The sequence below is a fragment of the Stenotrophomonas sp. AR029 genome (assembly GCF_047520695.2).
Taxonomy (GTDB): domain Bacteria; phylum Pseudomonadota; class Gammaproteobacteria; order Xanthomonadales; family Xanthomonadaceae; genus Stenotrophomonas; species Stenotrophomonas sepilia.
Genome location: NZ_JAXBQQ020000008.1, coordinates 22,955 through 38,193, shown reverse-complemented (window position 1 = coordinate 38,193; position 15,239 = coordinate 22,955). Strand labels below are relative to the sequence as shown.

Sequence of the window (15,239 nt, the reverse complement as noted above, 5' to 3'; positions counted from 1 at the left end):
CTTGTCGGGGCCTTTCTTTTGTCGCCTCGTACATTTTGAGTTGCAAGTTTCGCGTCGAAGGCAGTGGGGATTGCCGTGAAATACAGGGGGATTGTCGTGAACGAGAAAGGTTTTACATTGATCGAGCTGATGATTGTGGTTGCCATCATCGCGATACTCGCGACCGTAGCGCTGCCGATCTATCAGGCCTATGTAGCCAAAGCACAGTTGGGGGCGGCGCTCGCTGAAATTAGACCCGGCAAGACGACAATCGAGGCGGTCGTACAAGATAGTCGTGATAGCACGCTAGTAGATCCAGCTTATGTTGGTATCGCCCCGTCTACGCGCTGCTCTGCTGTATCTGCCCAACTTGCCTCTGATGGAGTGGCCACCATCGGATGTACGCTGCTCGGGGGGCCTGCCGTCAACGGCAAAGACCTCATCCTCCGCCGCGCAGCCGACGGCACCTGGACCTGCGACGGCAGCGCCTTCGAAGCGCGCTATCGCCCAACCGGCTGTTGATCACACTTCGGCCTGCCAATGGGATGTTGGCGGGCCGTTGACGGGGCTATCATCCCGGGGGGAGTCAGGATCGTGCCTGCCGGGCTGGGAGTGCCGGGCGAGGCAGTCATGCTGAAGGATTGGCGTCGTCGTCGGCCAGCGGGTCGCGGCAGGTTCTGCTGCCCTGTGCGGTGCCCCTGGAGGGCGCGCCGCACTGCCTGACCCATGATGAGCCAAGGATTCATATGAACGCCGTAACCACCGCCAATCTCGTCGGCATCACCGGCTTGGCCCGTCGCCTGGTCCAGGATGGTGCGCTGGACGAGGCTTCCGCCCGCGACGCGATGGCCAAGGCCGCTGCGGCCCGCCAACCGCTGCCGACCTGGTTCGCGCAGAACAAGGTGGTCGGTGCCGCACAGTTGGCGGCCGCCAATGCGGTCGAGTTCGGCATGCCGCTGTTCGACGTGTCCACGTTCGACGCCAGCCAGAACGCGATGAGCCTGGTCAGCGAGGAGCTGCTGCGCAAGCACAACGTGCTGCCGCTGTTCAAGCGCGGCGGCAAGCTGTTCGTGGGCACCAGCAACCCGACCCATTCGTTGGACGAGATCAAGTTCCACACCAATCTGGTGGTGGAGCCGATCCTGGTGGATGAGGACCAGATCCGTCGCACGCTCGAGCAGTGGCATGCCAGCCATGACACGCTGGGCGACGCGCTGGGCGGTGACGACGATGGCATGGGCAACCTCGATGTTGCAGCCGGAGACGAGGATCTCGGCGCCGGCGGCGACTCCGGCATCGATGCCAAGGGCGACGACACCCCGGTGGTGAAGTTCGTCAACAAGGTGCTGGTGGACGCGATCCGCAAAGGCGCCTCGGACATCCACTTCGAGCCCTATGAAGACGACTACCGCGTGCGCCTGCGCATCGATGGCCTGCTGAAGATGGTCGCGCGCGCGCCGGTGAAGTTGAACCAGCGCATTGCCGCGCGCCTGAAGGTGATGGCGCAGCTGGACATCGCCGAGAAGCGCGTGCCGCAGGACGGACGCATCAAGCTCAACCTGTCCAAGACCAAGCAGATCGACTTCCGCGTGAGCACCCTGCCGACCCTGTTCGGCGAGAAGGTGGTGCTGCGTATCCTGGATGGCAGCGCGGCCAAGCTGGGCATCGACAAGCTGGGTTACGAGCCGGACCAGCAGAAACTGTTCCTGGAAGCCATCCATAAGCCGTACGGCATGGTGCTGGTGACCGGCCCGACCGGTTCGGGTAAGACCGTGTCGCTGTACACCGCGCTGGGCATCCTCAACGACGAGACGCGCAACATCTCCACCGCCGAAGACCCGGTGGAAATCCGCCTGCCCGGTGTCAACCAGGTGCAGCAGAACAACAAGCGCGGCATGACCTTTGCCGCGGCACTGCGCTCGTTCCTGCGACAGGATCCGGACATCATCATGGTCGGCGAAATCCGCGACCTGGAAACGGCCGAGATCGCGATCAAGGCGGCGCAGACCGGTCACATGGTGCTGTCCACGCTGCATACCAACGATGCACCCCAGACCATCGCGCGCCTGATGAACATGGGCATCGCGCCGTACAACATCACCAGCTCGGTGACGCTGGTGATCGCCCAGCGCCTGGCGCGCCGGCTGTGCAGCAACTGCAAGCGCCCGGCCAATCTGCCCGAGCATGCGCTGCTGGCCGAAGGCTTCACCCAGGCGCAGCTGGACGCGGGTATCGAGCTGTACGAGGCGGTCGGCTGTGATGAGTGCACCGAGGGCTACAAGGGCCGTACCGGTATCTACCAGGTGATGCCGATGACCGACGAGATCGCCACGATCGTACTGGCTGGCGGCAATGCGTTGCAGATTGCCGAGGCCGCACAGCAGATCGGGGTGAACGATCTGCGCCAGTCTGCGTTGAAGAAGGCCGCTGCGGGCATCACCAGCCTGGCCGAGATCAACCGCGTTACCAAGGATTGAGGTCGATCCACGCCATGCGTGGATGCCGCGATGCATGAGGTTGCCGGCCAGCGGCCGGCACTACCACATTGGTGGGTAGATCCACGCCATGCGTGGATGCCGCGATGCATGAGTTTGCCGGCCAGCGGCCGGCACTACCAGGTTGGCGGGCCCGCGTCGGGCCCTGTCCTTACTCCATGCCCAACTTCTTCAGCTTGTAGCGCAGCGCACGGAACGTGATGCCCAGCTGCGCGGCGGTGCGGGTCTTGTTCCAGCGGTTTTCTTCCAGCGCGCGCTGGATGGCGCTGCGCTCGAGCTGTTCGATGTACGAGGGCAGGGCGGCGTTGCCGGGCTGCAGGTCAGCCACGGCTTCGGCATGTGCTGCGCTGCCGGGCGTGCGCGGGGCATGTTGCGGCAGGCGCAGGTCGTCGGCGCCGATGCGGTCTTCTTCGGCCAGTGCCAGTGCACGCTCCAGGATGTTCTCCAGTTCACGCACGTTGCCGGGGAAGGCGTACTGGGCCAGTGCGTCCAGTGCCGACGGCGCCAACAACGGCGTCGGGCGGCCATGGCTGCGGGCCAGCCGTGCCAGCACCGACGCGGCCAGTTCCGGCAGGTCCTGGCGACGCTCGCGCAGCGGCGGCACCCTCAGCTCAATCACGTTGATGCGGTAGTAGAGGTCGTGGCGGAAACGGCCGTCCTCGACCAGCTCGGCCAGGTCCTTGTGGGTGGCCGAGAGGATGCGCACGTCCACCGGCTCCTCGTTGGCGGCGCCGACCGCACGCACCGACTTTTCCTGGATCGCGCGCAGCAGCTTCACCTGCATCTGCAGTGGCAGCTCGGCCACTTCGTCCAGGAACAGGGTGCCGCCATGCGCGGCCTGGAACAGCCCGGGCTTGTCGGCGTGGGCGCCGCTGAAGCTGCCCTTGCGGTGGCCGAAGAATTCGCTCTCCATCAGCTCGCCGGGAATGGCGCCGCAGTTGACCGGCACGAACGGGCCGGCCGCGCGGGCACCCTGGGCATGGATGGTGCGCGCGACCAGCTCCTTGCCCACGCCGGATTCACCGAGGATGTAGACCGGCGCCTGGCTGCGCGCGACCTTGCCGATGGTGGTACGCAGCACGTCCATGGCCGGCGAATCGCCGAGCAGGCGCGCCCCTTGTTCGGCGGCGGGGCCGGGCACGGGGCGCTCGGTGTTGTTGAGTTCCAGCGCGTGCTTGACCAGGCCACGCAGCACGGCGATGTCCACCGGCTTGCTGACGAAGTCGAAGGCGCCGGCCTTCAGCGCTTCCACCGCCAGGTCCATGCTGCCAAAGGCAGTGATCATCGCCACCGGCGTGCGCGGGTAGTGCTGGGCGATCTCGCTGACCAGCTCGATACCGTTGCCGTCCGGCAGGCGCATGTCGGTGATGCACAGGTCGTACGGATTGCTGGCCAGCAGTTCGCGCGCTTCGGCAAGGTTGGCTGCGGTACTGATGCGCAGCCCCATGCGGCCGAGCGTGAGTACCAGCAGTTCGCGGATGTCGCGTTCGTCGTCGACGACGAGGGCGCTGCGGGTTTCGTTCATGGGCGTGAAAGATAAACGAGGGGGCTGGAAGCGACAAATGTTTGACGCACAGAATCGAGATCAGGTGGGCAACAGCGTATGCGGGCCGGGCAGCACCAGGCGGAAGCAGGAGCCTCCAGCGGGAACCGGGATGTAGTCCAGCCGTGCCTGGTTGGCCCGGCACAGCTCGCGGGCGATATACAGACCCAGCCCGGTGCCGTGCTCGGACGTGGTGAAGAACGGCCGGAACAACTGCGCGGCCACGCTCTCGGGAATGCCGGGGCCACGATCCATCACGTCGATGACCGCGCTGCGCTCGTGCTGCGCCACGCGCAGGCGCACCCGCGCCGGTTGCTGGCCGATGCGGCCATACTTGAGCGCGTTGTGCACCAGCACGGTCAGCACCTGGTAGAGGTGCTTGCTGTCGACCTGGGCCAGCACCGAGGTGTCGTTGATGATCGGCTCGATGCTGTCGGTTTCCAGCGTCTGCCCCTGCTTGTACTCCAGCACGAAGCGGCGCACGAAGGCGGCCAGGTCGACGTTTTCGGGCGTGGCGCGCTCGCGCCGGGCCAGGCCCAGCACGCTTTCGACGATGCCGTTGGTGCGCTGGCACTGCTGGCGGATGATCTGCAGCAGGCGGCGGTCGCTTTCGTTGAAGCCGGTGCCTTCCTCCAGCAGCTGCACCGCGTAGTTGATCGCGGCCAGCGGGTTGCGGATCTCGTGGGCGAGGCTGGCCGAGAAGCGTCCCATTGCTGACAGGGTGAGCGATTCGGCACGGCGCGAGACCACGCTGGAGTCGTCCAGGAACACCAGGGCCAGCTCGCTGCCGGCCAGCAGGCGCGCAAAGCGGGGCTGCACTTCGGGCTGGTCGGGGTTGAGCTGCAGCGGCAGTTCGTCCTGCGCCCAGCCGTTGCGCCAGCGCTGCAGGCGACGGGCCAGTTCCGGGGCGGCGCTGGCCAGGTCCAGGCGGCCGCTTTCGCCGCTGCCGTCGCTGTCACCGAGCAGCATCGAGGCGGCCTCGTTGGCCAGGGTGACGCGGTTGTCGGCGTCGACCACCAGCACGCCGGTACGCATGCGGCGGATGATCAGCTCGTTGATCTGGAACAGGTTGGCTACTTCGTCGCCGCGCTGGTTGGCCAGCTGCTGGTTGCGGCGCGCGCGGCTGCCGACCTGGTAACTGATGAAGGCCAGCGCCAGGTAGCTGGTGGCGAACATGGCCAGTTCGGCCAGGGTACGGGTGGGATCGCCGCCTTCCAGCAGCTTCCAGGTGTATTCCACGCCGGTGGCGAGGCTGGCGGCCAGTGCCAGGCCCAGCCCCAGGCTGAGCGGCAGCAGGGTGGCGGCAGCGGCGATGTTGAACAGCAGCGACATCGAGATGCCGGCGCTGGCACCCGGCAGGGCATGCGACAACAGGGTGGCGGCGACGATGTCCACCAGCACGCCGCTGACCACGATCGGGCGCAGCCAGCGTTCGTTGCGGCCGATCACCAGCGCCAGCAGCGACAGCACCAGGTAGATGGCGGCGACGGTGTCGGCCAGCCGCGGGTGGTGGGCTTCGCCGACCAGGGCCGACAGGGGGCTGTAGAGCAGGGCGGCGATGACCGAGGCGATCAGCACCCGGTACAGCGCGAAGAAATACAGCTCACGCCGCGGAATCGATTCGATGCGGTCGATCAATGAAGCACTGGGTGACACGCCGGAACTCCCCTTCTGGCTGCCTGGGTCTGGAATCTGCGGCGGGCCTGCCCGGCGTCCCCTGAGGCCGGGCGGTACGTCGCTTCGATGTGGCCTGCGGTGGAAAACCGTCGAGCACCCCCGACGCTACACACCCTGGCTGACCAGTATAGGGCCCCCGGCAGGGGCCCGCCGCTGCGGCCCGGATCGCGCATTTGGCCTGGGATGGATACCGCTGGCCAGCCGGCCCCTGTGCGCAACTGCCTGAATGACGGCGGAAATCTGGCCGGGTCTGGCGTTTTGTACAGACTTCTTTGCGCCCCGGCGCCGGCTCGGCCACAATAGTGGGCCCGCCGCGGTCCGTGCCGGTGCCTCTTCGAGGGGGCCCTGAGGAATTGCGTGCGGTCGTTCCTATTCCCACGGTGACGCATGAATTTCCACGAATACCAGGCAAAACAACTGCTTGCCGAATACGGCATCCCGGTCCCGGCCGGCAAGGTCGCGGCGACCCCGGACGAGGCGGTTGAAGTCGCCCAGTCGCTGGGCCAGGGCCCCTGGATGGTCAAGGCGCAGATCCACGCTGGCGGCCGCGGCAAGGCTGGCGGCGTCAAGTTCTGCAAGACCGTCGACGACGTGAAGGCCGCAGCGGCCAAGATGCTCGGCACCAAGATGGCCACCTACCAGACCGCCGGCGTCGAGCTGCCGATCAACCTGGTGCTGGTGACCACCGCCGGTGAGATCGTCAAGGAGCTGTACCTGTCGGTCCTGGTGGATCGCGGCACCCGCACCATCAGCTACATCGCCTCTTCCGAAGGCGGCATGGAAATCGAGCAGGTCGCTGCCGAGACCCCGGACAAGATCCACACCCTGAACGTGGACTTCGTCGAGGGCGTGCAGGGTTACCACGGCCGTGACATCGGCTTCAAGATGGGCCTGACCGCCAAGCAGGCCGGCCAGTTCGCCAACATCATGGTGAACCTGTACCGCATCTTCAACGAGAAGGACCTGGCGCTGGTTGAGATCAACCCGCTGGCGATCCTGGACGATGGCAACCTGTACGCGCTGGACGGCAAGTTCAACAGCGACGACAACGCCAACTTCCGCCACAAGGAACTGGTCGCGATGCGCGACAAGTCCCAGGAAGATGAAACCGAAGTGACCGCTTCGGAGCTGGACATCAACTACGTCACCATGGACGGCAACATCGGCTGCATGGTGAACGGTGCCGGCCTGGCCATGGCCACCATGGACGTCATCAAGCTCAACGGCGGCGAGCCGGCGAACTTCCTGGACGTGGGCGGCGGTGCGAACAAGCAGCGCGTCATCGAAGCGTTCAAGCTGATCCTGTCCTCGGACAAGGTTGAAGGCATCTTCGTCAACATCTTCGGCGGCATCGTCCGCTGCGACATGATTGCCGAAGGCATCATCGCCGCCGTGAAGGAAGTGGGCGTCAAGGTTCCGGTCGTGGTGCGCCTGGAAGGCACCAACGTGGAAGAGGGCAAGCAGCTGCTGCGTGACAGCGGCATGGCCATCATCCCGGCTGACAACATCAACGACGGCGCCAAGAAGGTCGTTGAAGCGGTCAAGAACGCCGCCTGATCCACGACACCGAAGGAAATTCCCATGTCTGTTTTGATTAACAAGAACACCAAGGTGATCGTGCAGGGCTTCACCGGCCAGCAGGGCACCTTCCACGCCACTCAGATGATCGAGTACGGCACCCAGGTTGTTGGCGGCGTGACCCCGGGCAAGGGTGGCACCACCCACATCGACCTGCCGGTCTTCAACACCGTTGCCGACGCCGTGCAGAGCACCGGCGCCAACGCTTCGGTCATCTACGTGCCGCCGCCGTTCGCGGCCGACGCGATCCTGGAAGCTGCGGCTGCCGGCATCAAGGTGATCGTCTGCATCACCGAAGGCATCCCGGTGCTGGACATGCTGCGCGTGAAGAACGTGCTGACCCGTTCCTACCCGGACACCGTGCTGATCGGGCCGAACTGCCCGGGCGTCATCACGCCGGGCGAGTGCAAGATCGGCATCATGCCGGGCCACATCCACAAGCCGGGCAAGATCGGCATCGTGTCGCGTTCGGGCACCCTGACCTATGAAGCGGTCAAGCAGACCACCGAAGTCGGCCTGGGCCAGTCCACCTGCATCGGCATCGGCGGTGACCCGATCAACGGCCTGAACTTCGTCGACTGCCTGAAGCTGTTCAACGAAGACCCGCAGACCGAAGGCATCATCATGGTCGGCGAGATCGGCGGTGACGCCGAAGAAGCCGGCGCCGAGTACATCAAGAACCACGTGAAGAAGCCGGTCGTCGGTTTCATCGCCGGTGCGTCGGCTCCGGCCGGCAAGCGCATGGGCCACGCGGGCGCGATCGCCTCGGGCGGCAAGGGCACCGCGGAAGGCAAGTTCGCCGCGATGGAAGCTGCTGGCGTGGTCACCGTCCGCTCGCCGGGCGACCTGGGCGCCGCCATCGCCAAGCTGGTGAAATAAGATCGACTGCCTCGCGCAGACGACGCTGTAGAGCCGGCCGCTGGCCGGCTGCCTGAAACAGAAGGGCCGCCTTTGGGCGGCCTTTCTGCGTCTGGCATGCGGTCAGACCCCTTTTGCCATGCAAAAGGGATCTGACCCCGGCGTTACAATGGAAGCATTGCAACCACAGGCTGGATTCCCATGGCTTCGATCCGCATCGCGATGGCGCAGTTCGACTTCCCGGTCGGCGACGTCGCCGGCAACACCGAGCGCATCATCGAGATGATCGGCCAAGCGCGCGATGAGTACGGCGCCGAGCTGGTGATGTTCCCCGAGCTGGCGGTGAGCGGGTACCCGCCGGAGGACCTGCTGCTGCGCCCGGGTTTCCTGTACGAGTGCGAGCAGGCGATGACCCGCATCGCCACCGCCTGCCGTGGCATCACCGCCGTGGTCGGCTGGCCGCAGGCGGCTGGCGCGGTGGTCTACAACGCTGCCAGCGTACTGCGTGACGGCCTGGTCGAGCAGACCTACCGCAAGCGCGAACTGCCCAACTACGCGGTCTTCGACGAGCGCCGCTACTTCGACGTCGATCCGGATGGTGGCAGCTGCGTGTTCGAGGTCAATGGCATTCCGGTCGGCCTGCTGATCTGCGAGGACCTGTGGTTCGCCGAGCCGCTGGCCGACACCACGCGCGCGGGTGCGCAGCTGGTGGTGGTGCCGAATGCTTCGCCCTACGAGCGTGGCAAGCACGCGCAGCGCGACGCCGTGCTGGCCGCGCGTACCCGCGAGAGCGGGGCGGCCATCGCTTACCTCAACGTGGTGGGCGGCCAGGATGCGCTGGTGTTCGACGGTGCTTCGGTGGTGGCGGATGGTGATGGCACGGTGCACCCGGCCGCTGCTGCCTTCGTCGACCAGTGGCTGGTGGTGGAGTATGACGGTGAGACCCGCCGCTTCATGCCGCATGTGTGGATGGACGACGGCGACGAGAGCATGGACGCGCTGGCCTGGCGCGCGGTGACCCGCGGCATCCAGGACTATTGCCGCAAGAACGGCTTCAGGAAGGTGTGGCTGGGCCTGTCCGGTGGCATCGACTCGGCCCTGGTGCTGGCATTGGCCGTGGATGCGATGGGCGCGGAGAACGTGACCGCCGTGCGCCTGCCCTCGCGCTACACCGCCGGCCTGTCCAACGACCTGGCCGCCGAGCAGTGCCGGGCGCTGGGGGTGAAGCTTGAGGCTGTGTCGATCGAGCCGGCGTTCAAGGGCCTGATGGAATCGCTGGCGCCGATGTTCGAAGGCACCGCGCCGGACGTGACCGAAGAGAACCTGCAGTCGCGCAGCCGTGGCGTGATCCTGATGGCGCTGGCCAACAAGTTCGGTGGCCTGCTGCTGACCACCGGCAACAAGAGTGAGTACGCGGTCGGCTACGCCACCATCTACGGCGACATGTGCGGTGGCTATGCGCCACTGAAGGACCTGTACAAGACCGAAGTGTTCGGCCTGTCCAAGTGGCGCAATACCGTGGGCGGCGCACCGGTGATCCCGCCGGCGGTGATCAGCCGCCCGCCATCGGCCGAACTGCGCGAGAACCAGCTGGACCAGGATTCGCTGCCGGCCTATGACGTGCTGGACGGCATCCTGTACCGCTATATCGACCAGGAGCAGTCGCGCACGGAGATCGTGGCGGCCGGTTACGACGCGACCGTGGTCGACCGTGTGCTTCGCCTGGTGCGCATCAGCGAGTGGAAGCGGCATCAGGCCGCGCCCGGGCCGAAGGTCTCGCGCCGCGCGTTCGGCCGCGAGCGGCGCTACCCGATCAGCAACGGCTACAAGGGCTGAGGCAGCGCTTGGCGGGTCGTGCCGGCCGCTGGCCGGCAACCCGTTGGTCCCTCTCCGGTGGGTGCGGACCCTGGTCCGCACGATGGTCGAAGATCATCCACGCTTGGCGTGGATCTACCGGACTCCGTCGAGCAACTGTTCGAGACCGGCGGTTTCCGCAGCGTCGTTGAAGGGATCGTCCCCCAGTCGCGCACGTACGAACGCCAGGCCATCGGCCGCCGCTGCGTCCAGCGTGCCCCGGTGGTCGACGGGGTAGCGCCGGAACGCGACCGGCTCGCCTCGCAGGGCCAGCCCAGCGGCGTACAGCAGGGTGGTCAGGTAGGGCACATCGCGGTCCTGGCTGCCATGGCCCAACATCAGCGGTTGGCTGAAGCCGCGGCGCGGTACGCCGAGATAGTCGTACAGCACCGCCCAGATGCCCGGCACGCTGGCCAGCGGCGCAGTGAACATGCTGCCGGTGTCGGCGCCGTCCAGCGTGGTGGCCAGTTCGCCCAGGCACTGCTCGCGTGCCACGGCCACACGGGCGCGGCCGGCGTCGCTGAGGACGCGGTCGATCTGTGGCGCGACCTGCAGCAGGCCATCGAGCAGATACGCGTGATACGCGTTGAGCGCGCCAGGATTGGCTGTGCGGTTGTCCGGCTTCATCACCAGCGCGGTCAGTTCGACTGCGGTGGGCGTGCCGGTGGTGAAGCTGCCGCGGTACTGCAGCGACGGTCCACCATAGGTGGGGGCGATGTGGCCCGCCGTGAGCGCGGCGGCACCGCCCTGCGAATGGCCGACCGACACCCAGCGTGGCGACAGCGTCCCGTTGCCGAGGTACTGGCGGCTGGCCTTGATCATGTCGATGGCGTTGCGCGCGGCAGTGCGCACATGCAGATAGGCATGGTCGCCTGAGCTTCCGAGGCCCTGGTAATCCGCGGCGACCACTGCATAGCCCTGTGCCAGGAACCGATCGAGAAAGCGCCCGTCGCGTTCGGGTTGATAGGGGCCGGAGACCGAGGGCGCACAACGATCCGCAATGCCCTGGGTGCCATGCGCCCACGACACCACCGGCCAACCGCCGATGGGCGGCGTGCCGGCGGGCAGGTACAGCAGGCCGGTGCCTTCGGCCAGCTGCCCGCGGTGGTCAGGGGTGCGGTAGTGCAGTTTGTAGGCCTGGGCGGCCTGGGACGGCACCCAGGTGGCGCGATAGGGGGCTGCGGACAGCAGTTCGCCCGCTGCGTCCTGTGCGGCGGCCGGCGGCGCCGAGGTCAGCGCCAGCAGCGCGATGGCGAGGAGGCAGGACAGAGGGCGGATACTGCAGCAGGGCAGACGGGCCATGGGGCGCTCCGTGATGGCCGGTGTGGCCGTGGCGCTGCAGTGTGGATGGCCGTGCCCGGGCAGGCTGCGACCGGCGTCGCATCCGCCGTGGATTCGTAGCATTCCTAGGTGCCGGCCCCGGCGCGGGGAGGCGGACGAGGAAAGCAGTCGAGCATGGCTTGACTCTACAAAGAAGAAGGGCCCCTTTCGGGGCCCTCGCTTACTTCTTTTCCAGTCGCGCGTTGCGCTGGCCGGTGCTGGCGGACTTCTCGCCGGCGAACGGGTTCAGCTTGCGGATCATCCACGGGTACTTCGGCCACTTGCCTTCCAGCCACGGGTGGTCCGGCTGGTTCAGCTGCAGGACGCGGCGGGCGTCGTCGGCCAGGGTCTTGTTGCCCAGGTGGGTGTAGGAATCGGCCAGCACGGCCACGGCGTCGTACTGGAAGGCGCTCTGCGGGTAGGTTTCCAGCAGGTAGTTGGCGCGGCCCACGGCTGACACCCAGGCGCCGCGGCGCATGTAGTACAGCGCGTTGTCCAGCTCGTGCTGGGCGAACACGTCACGCAGCTCCAGCATGCGCTGGCGCGCATCGGCGGCGTAGCGGCTGTTCGGGTAACGATCAACCACGATGTTGAAGTCCGAGTACGCCTGGTGCGGCGTGGACAGGTCGCGGCGGCTGGCATCCAGCGACCATACGCGGCGCAGGAAAACCGTACTGCGGTTGGAGTTGGCCAGGCCGCGCAGGTAGTACAGATAGGCAATGTTGCGGTGGGTCGGGTAGGTACGGATGAAGCGGTCGATGCTGGACACCGCGTCATCGTGCTTGCCGGCCTTGTACTGCGCGTAGGCGGTTTCGATCATCGCCTGCTCGGTGTACGGACCGTACGGATACTGGGCCACCAGACGGCGGAAGCTGGCTTCGGCGCCGCTCCAGTTGCCGCCCTGCATCAGCTTGTGGCTTTTCTCGTACAGCTGTTCGACCGGCACGCCTTCATCGGGGCGATCACCCTTCTTGGCGCCGCGATGGCAGCCGGTTGCGGCGATGACCAGCACCAGCAGCAGGGCGGTGAGGCGGACGGGCGCGGAGAGCATGGCGGAGCGTCGGATCATGGGGTCGAGGCGGGACGCGGCTGGAATACGAAGGGTCGATGATAGCCTAGTGTCCTGTCCAGCGACTGAAACCGGCCGCCGGGACCCCAAAATTTCAAAGAATGCCCCCTGCCATGTCTGAACAACCCTCTGAATCGGCCCGCCAGGCCATCGTCCCCGACACCGCCGCCGGCCGCCGTTTCGACGCGGTCGTGGCCGAACTGTTCCCCGAATACTCGCGCTCGCGGTTGACCGAGTGGATCAAGGCCGGGGAGGTCCTGCTGGACGGTGCCCGGGTGCGCCCGCGCGATCCGCTGCGCGGCGGCGAGGTGGTGACCCTCAACGCGGTGCTGGAAACCCAGACCGATGCCCAGCCGGAGGACATCCCGCTGGACGTGCTGTTCGAGGACGAGCACCTGCTGGTGATCAACAAGCCGGTGGGCCTGGTGGTCCATCCGGGTGCCGGCAACCACAGCGGCACCCTGGTCAACGCGCTGCTGTTCCGCGATCCGTCGGTGGCGGTGCTGCCGCGCGCCGGCATCGTGCACCGCCTGGACAAGGACACCAGCGGCGTGATGGTGGTGGCCAAGACCTTGGAAGCGCAGACCGCGCTGGTCGAGCAGCTGGCGGCACGTGACGTGCACCGTCAGTACCTGGCCATCGTGATGGGCGCTTTGGTGGCCGGTGGTACAGCCGATGCCCCGATCGACCGCCACCCGCGCGACCGCCTGAAGATGGCGGTGCGTGAGGACGGCAAGGAGGCGGTGACCCACTACCGCCTGCGCGAGCGCTTCCGGGCACACACCGCGCTGGAGTGCCGCCTGGAAACCGGCCGTACCCACCAGATCCGCGTGCACATGGCGCACGTGCGCCATCCGATCATCGGCGACCCGCTGTATGGCGGCGCGCTGAAGCTGCCCAAGGGCGCCAGCGACGAGCTGGTGGCCGCGCTGCGCGGCTTCAAGCGCCAGGCCCTGCACGCCGAGACCCTGGAGTTCATGCACCCGATCACCGGTGAACCGGTGCGCAACACCGCGCCGGTGCCGGAGGACATGCTGCACCTGATGAAGGTGCTGCGCGAAGACAGCGAAGCCTTCGCCGCCCGCGAGCGGGACCGCTGGTGATGGCGGCCGCGCTGCCGTTGCTGCAGGCCGACTGGCCGGCGCCCGCAGGCGTCCATGCGCTGACCACGCGCCGGCACGGTGCGGGCATCTCGCCGGCGCCGTTCGCGCAGTTCAACCTGGGCAACCGGCACGCGGCCGATGGTGATACCCCAGCCAACGTTGAGCACAACCGCCAGCTGCTGCAGCAGGGGCTGGCGCTGCCGTCGGCACCGCACTGGCTGCGCCAGGTGCACAGCAGCACCGTGCTGCGCTTCGATGCACCGCCGACGCCCGGCGCGAGCGAGCCGGTGGCCGACGCGGCGGTAACCTCGGTGCCGGGCGTGGTGCTGGCGATCCTGACCGCCGACTGCCTGCCGGTGGTGTTCGCCGCCGCAGACGGCAGCGAGGTGGGCGCGGCCCATGCCGGCTGGCGGGGGCTGGCCGACGGCATGCTGGAGGCCACGGTGGCCGCCATGCAGACGTCGCCGGCGCAGCTGCGGGCCTGGTTGGGCCCGGCCGCCGGGCCGTCCGACTATGAGATCGGCGAGGAGGTCTATCACGCCTTCGTCGGCCATGATCCCGCTGCTGAGCGGGCGTTCGTCGCGACCCGTCCCGGACACTGGAAAGTGGACCTGTTCGCGCTGGCGCGGCAGCGCCTGCAGTCTGCGGGGATGGACCCGGCACAGGTGTATGGCGGCACGGTGTCGACGATGGCCGACCCGGACCTGTATTCGCATCGGCGCGATCGTCGCACCGGGCGCATGGCGACCCTGGCCTGGATCGCGCCCTGACTCCGCCGCTGTTCGCGCGCGTGCTGGGGCCGGCCTTTGCCACCCTGGCAGGACCGGTGCAGGCGCTGCATGCCGCGCCGTTGCCCTGCCGCTACGTGGGGCGGGCGCGTATCGTGAGGGGGCGGCACTGGCTGGTGCCGCTGCTGGCTGCGTTGGCGCGGTTGCCACAGGACGGTGACGCGCTGCCCACCGAGGTGGCGTTCAACCGCTACCGGCAGGGCGAGCAGTGGGCGCGGCGGTTCGGCCGCTGGCCAATGGTGTCGCGGCTGTGGGCGCACGACGGGCATCTGCGCGAGCAGCTGGGCGCGGTGCGCTTCGAGTTCGCGCTGCAGGCCCGCGACGGTGGTATCGACTGGTCGGTGCGTCGGGTCTGGGCGTTCGGGCTGCTGCCGCTGCCGACGCGTTGGTTCGGCGGTGTGCGCTGCCGTGAAGCCTGGCAGGGCGAGCGCTACACTTTCCTGGTCGATGTGACGCTGCCCTGGGCCGGAGCCCTGATCCGCTATGAAGGTTGGCTCGAACCGCAGTGACGCTGCCGCCGAGGCGGGCAGCGCGGTGGTCGTGTTCGATGGCGTGTGCGCACTGTGCAATCGCTGGGTGCGGTTCCTGCTGCGTTTCGACCGCAGGGGGCGCTACCGCTTTGCAGCGATGCAGGGGCAGAAGGGCAGCGCGATGCTGCGCGCGCACGGGCTGGATCCGCAGGACCCGATGTCGTTCCTGCTGCTGGATGCACAGGGTGCCTGGACCGACACCGATGCGATCCTGCGCGTACTTGCGGGGCTGGGCGGCGCCTGGCGCCTGGCCGGCGTGCTGCGGCTCGTGCCGCGCGGCTGGCGTGATGCGGCGTATCGCGCGCTGGCACGCAACCGCTACCGCTGGTTCGGTCGGCATGACACCTGCCATCTACCCGCACCGGAACAGGCCGCGCGGTTCCTGGATTGACGAAAAAGGGGACGGAGGGGATTAAGTCGTTTGTGCATAAACGACTTAATCCCC

The 15,239-nt window shown here is 67.2% G+C and carries 13 protein-coding genes; 9 read left to right on the top strand and 4 right to left on the bottom strand.

Annotated features, from left to right (window positions below; all coding sequences use genetic code 11):
- Positions 1 to 96: 96 nt before the first annotated feature.
- Entirely contained in the window at positions 97 to 501 is a 405-nt protein-coding gene (locus ACM0PB_RS18735; RefSeq protein ID WP_414604753.1) for a pilin, read from the top strand.
- A gap of 224 nt (positions 502 to 725) precedes the next feature.
- Positions 726 to 2,456: a type IV-A pilus assembly ATPase PilB gene (gene pilB / locus ACM0PB_RS18730; RefSeq protein ID WP_065185262.1), complete on the top strand. Its 1,731-nt coding sequence runs from the start codon at positions 726 to 728 to the stop codon at positions 2,454 to 2,456.
- Positions 2,457 to 2,625: 169 nt separating this feature from the next.
- Here the strand turns inward: pilB and ACM0PB_RS18725 are convergent, their stop codons facing one another.
- Positions 2,626 to 3,999: a sigma-54-dependent transcriptional regulator gene (locus ACM0PB_RS18725; protein ID WP_065178929.1), complete on the bottom strand. Its 1,374-nt coding sequence runs from the start codon at positions 3,997 to 3,999 to the stop codon at positions 2,626 to 2,628.
- A 60-nt stretch (positions 4,000 to 4,059) separates the two neighbouring features.
- Positions 4,060 to 5,673 carry a sensor histidine kinase gene (locus tag ACM0PB_RS18720; protein WP_065185261.1) on the bottom strand — a complete coding sequence of 538 codons (1,614 nt, stop codon included), beginning with the start codon at positions 5,671 to 5,673 and terminating at the stop codon, positions 4,060 to 4,062.
- A 408-nt stretch (positions 5,674 to 6,081) separates the two neighbouring features.
- On the opposite strand from ACM0PB_RS18720, the gene sucC reads away from it, so the two are divergent.
- From sucC to ACM0PB_RS18705, 3 genes are all read left to right on the top strand, one after another.
- The gene (sucC, locus tag ACM0PB_RS18715; RefSeq protein ID WP_005418614.1) at positions 6,082 to 7,251 is read left to right on the top strand and encodes an ADP-forming succinate--CoA ligase subunit beta; all 1,170 of its coding nucleotides are present in this window, start codon (positions 6,082 to 6,084) and stop codon (positions 7,249 to 7,251) included.
- Positions 7,252 to 7,275: 24 nt separating this feature from the next.
- Complete coding sequence (gene sucD / locus ACM0PB_RS18710) at positions 7,276 to 8,151, top strand: succinate--CoA ligase subunit alpha (protein ID WP_005418610.1); 876 nt, start codon at positions 7,276 to 7,278, stop codon at positions 8,149 to 8,151.
- 180 nt (positions 8,152 to 8,331) lie between these two features.
- A complete protein-coding gene (locus ACM0PB_RS18705) occupies positions 8,332 to 9,966 on the top strand; it encodes an NAD+ synthase (protein ID WP_065185260.1) in 1,635 nt (544 codons plus the stop codon).
- 114 nt (positions 9,967 to 10,080) lie between these two features.
- Here the strand turns inward: ACM0PB_RS18705 and ACM0PB_RS18700 are convergent, their stop codons facing one another.
- The gene (locus ACM0PB_RS18700; protein ID WP_065185259.1) at positions 10,081 to 11,286 is read right to left on the bottom strand and encodes a lipase family protein; all 1,206 of its coding nucleotides are present in this window, start codon (positions 11,284 to 11,286) and stop codon (positions 10,081 to 10,083) included.
- A gap of 199 nt (positions 11,287 to 11,485) precedes the next feature.
- Positions 11,486 to 12,373 carry an outer membrane protein assembly factor BamD gene (locus tag ACM0PB_RS18695; protein ID WP_032960726.1) on the bottom strand — a complete coding sequence of 296 codons (888 nt, stop codon included), beginning with the start codon at positions 12,371 to 12,373 and terminating at the stop codon, positions 11,486 to 11,488.
- Positions 12,374 to 12,486: 113 nt separating this feature from the next.
- Between ACM0PB_RS18695 and rluD the strand changes: the two genes are divergently transcribed.
- From rluD to ACM0PB_RS18675, 4 genes are read left to right on the top strand one after another with little or no spacing between them, the layout of a single operon-like run.
- Positions 12,487 to 13,476 (top strand): 23S rRNA pseudouridine(1911/1915/1917) synthase RluD, encoded by a 990-nt coding sequence (rluD, locus tag ACM0PB_RS18690; protein WP_081275742.1) that lies wholly within the window; start codon positions 12,487 to 12,489, stop codon positions 13,474 to 13,476.
- Positions 13,476 to 14,246, top strand: a complete 771-nt coding sequence (pgeF, locus tag ACM0PB_RS18685; RefSeq protein ID WP_065178923.1) for a peptidoglycan editing factor PgeF — start codon at positions 13,476 to 13,478, stop codon at positions 14,244 to 14,246. Before rluD ends, pgeF begins: the two co-directional genes overlap by 1 nt.
- A 20-nt stretch (positions 14,247 to 14,266) precedes the next feature.
- Positions 14,267 to 14,773, top strand: coding sequence for a DUF4166 domain-containing protein (locus ACM0PB_RS18680; protein ID WP_065178922.1), 507 nt, complete (start codon positions 14,267 to 14,269; stop codon positions 14,771 to 14,773).
- On the top strand, positions 14,748 to 15,185 hold the full coding sequence (locus ACM0PB_RS18675; RefSeq protein ID WP_005418590.1) for a thiol-disulfide oxidoreductase DCC family protein: 438 nt from the start codon (positions 14,748 to 14,750) through the stop codon (positions 15,183 to 15,185). Before ACM0PB_RS18680 ends, ACM0PB_RS18675 begins: the two co-directional genes overlap by 26 nt.
- Positions 15,186 to 15,239: the final 54 nt, after the last annotated feature.

Excerpts from the sequence above, each read along its gene's own strand:
- sucD (WP_005418610.1), top strand. The coding sequence starts at position 7,276 with ATGTCTGTTTTGATTAACAAGAACACCAAGGTGATCGTGCAGGGCTTC.
- ACM0PB_RS18700 (WP_065185259.1), bottom strand. The coding sequence starts at position 11,286 with ATGGCCCGTCTGCCCTGCTGCAGTATCCGCCCTCTGTCCTGCCTCCTC.
- ACM0PB_RS18725 (WP_065178929.1), bottom strand. The coding sequence starts at position 3,999 with ATGAACGAAACCCGCAGCGCCCTCGTCGTCGACGACGAACGCGACATC.
- rluD (WP_081275742.1), top strand. The coding sequence starts at position 12,487 with ATGTCTGAACAACCCTCTGAATCGGCCCGCCAGGCCATCGTCCCCGAC.
- sucC (WP_005418614.1), top strand. The coding sequence starts at position 6,082 with ATGAATTTCCACGAATACCAGGCAAAACAACTGCTTGCCGAATACGGC.
- ACM0PB_RS18705 (WP_065185260.1), top strand. The coding sequence starts at position 8,332 with ATGGCTTCGATCCGCATCGCGATGGCGCAGTTCGACTTCCCGGTCGGC.
- pgeF (WP_065178923.1), top strand. The coding sequence starts at position 13,476 with ATGGCGGCCGCGCTGCCGTTGCTGCAGGCCGACTGGCCGGCGCCCGCA.
- ACM0PB_RS18675 (WP_005418590.1), top strand. The coding sequence starts at position 14,748 with ATGAAGGTTGGCTCGAACCGCAGTGACGCTGCCGCCGAGGCGGGCAGC.
- pilB (WP_065185262.1), top strand. The coding sequence starts at position 726 with ATGAACGCCGTAACCACCGCCAATCTCGTCGGCATCACCGGCTTGGCC.
- ACM0PB_RS18695 (WP_032960726.1), bottom strand. The coding sequence starts at position 12,373 with ATGATCCGACGCTCCGCCATGCTCTCCGCGCCCGTCCGCCTCACCGCC.